The organism is Mesorhizobium sp. M1E.F.Ca.ET.041.01.1.1 (assembly GCF_003997355.1).
Taxonomy (GTDB): Bacteria; Pseudomonadota; Alphaproteobacteria; order Rhizobiales; family Rhizobiaceae; genus Mesorhizobium.
Genome location: NZ_RZSL01000908.1, coordinates 1 through 1717, shown reverse-complemented (window position 1 = coordinate 1717; position 1717 = coordinate 1). Strand labels below are relative to the sequence as shown.

The window sequence follows — 1717 nt, the reverse complement described above, 5'->3', positions numbered from 1 at the left end:
CCTGGGTGCGGCGCGAGCCTGATGCGGTCGCGCCCGTGCTTGCCGGGCCCATCTACCGGCTGCGCGGCCGCGCTGGCGGCGGCATCGTTCACATGCGCAGTTTCTTGGCGCGCCGGGCGCGCATCAACAAGGAACAGCGCGAGGCAAGCCGTCCCGAGCTCGAGAACCGTGTCATTCACGAGGTCGGCTCCGAGAGTAAGCGGGATATTGCGTTCCTGGAAGCCAATCCCGACTGGTTCGATTTTGTCCCGCGCGAGAACCGCTTTTTTGCCGATTGGGAACGATCGAGTGCTTGCGACCACCGCATCTTTGATCATTGGGCCTTCGACATTCACGATCTTGAGCATCGCGACCGGCGCGAGATCGGCTTTATCCCGCGACCTCTGCGGTCTCCCAGCGAACAGCTGCTGGCGGAAGACAGCGTCTCCGTGCATCGACTGATGGAGCGCATCGAGGCGATCGACGCCGAGGTTGGCCTGCCCTTCGCCTGGTTCTTTTTTTTGACGCACGGGCACTGGGTCGATCCGGACGTCGGCCACACCATCGCCGACGGGTTGCGTGCCGGGCGCGTGCGCCTGCCAGACCGCGATGCCGCCGTGCTGCTCGCCTGGGCCGACGAACCGTATCTGTTTTAAGCGAGCACCATGGACCTCCGGCTGCCAAAACCCGCATCCGACCAAAAGCTGCGCCGTGCGGAGGCGCTCGACGCGCTGGATTCGGTGCTGCCCTTCGATCGGCGTGATTTCCTGGCCGAATTGCTCACCGACGACGACGTCGCCACGTTGCGTCATCTCGCAAAAGAAGGCATCGGCGATAATTCGCTGCGGGCGCTCGCTTCCGACCTTGGCTACCTCGAGGCTTGGTGCCAGGCGTCCACGGGCGAGCCTCTGCCCTGGCCGGCGCCGGAAGCGCTGTTGCTAAAATTCGTCGCGCATCATCTATGGGATCGAGCCAGGCGCGAAACCGATCCAGCGCACGGCATGCCTGGCGACGTGACGGTCGCCCTTAAGGAGGCAGGGCTTCTGCGAGTCGACGGTCCCCACGCGCCCAGCACGGTTCGCAGGCGGCTGTCGAGCTGGTCGACGTTGACCAAATGGCGTGGCCTGAAAGGAAACTTCAACGCTCTGGGGCTGCAGAGCGCCGTAAAGCTTGCCGTGCGCGCCAGCGCCCGCCCGCGCGGCCGCAAGAGCAAGAAGGCGGTGACGGCCGACATTTTGACCGCGCTCCTGACAGCCTGCGCCGGGAACCGTCTCGTCGATGTGCGCGACCGTGCCATTTTGTTGACAGCTTTCGCGTCTGGCGGCCGCCGCCGCAGCGAGATTGCTGCTCTGCGTGCCGAGCAGCTGGTCGAGCAAGAGCCGGTGCCGGCCGATCCCAAGGCACCCGACGGCGAAAAACTGCCCTGCCTGTCCATCCGGCTCGGCCGGACAAAGACAACTCAGGCCGACAACGACGCTTTCGTGCTGCTCGTCGGCCGGCCGGTGCTGGCCTTGAAACACTGGCTCGAGCGCGCTGGCATCACCGAGGGCGCGGTGTTTGGCGCAATCGACCTCTGGGGCAATCTCGAAAAACGCGCCCTGACGCCGCAGGCCGTCAATCTGATCCTGAAGCGGCGCATCGCTGAGGCCGGGCTCGATCCGCAAGCCTTCTCGGCCCACGGCCTGCGCTCCGGCTATCTCACCGAAACCGCGCGCCGCGGCACTCCGCTGCCCGAAGC

Annotated in this window: 1 protein-coding gene and 1 pseudogene; both read left to right on the top strand. The window is 65.6% G+C overall.

Annotation, left to right across the window (positions count from 1 at the left end):
* A pseudogene (locus tag EOA38_RS35745) lies at nucleotides 1-635 on the top strand (hypothetical protein); the annotation flags it as partial.
* 9 nt (nucleotides 636-644) lie between these two features.
* A partial coding sequence (locus EOA38_RS35740) for a tyrosine-type recombinase/integrase (protein ID WP_127301431.1) occupies nucleotides 645-1717 on the top strand: 1073 nt, incomplete at its 3' end.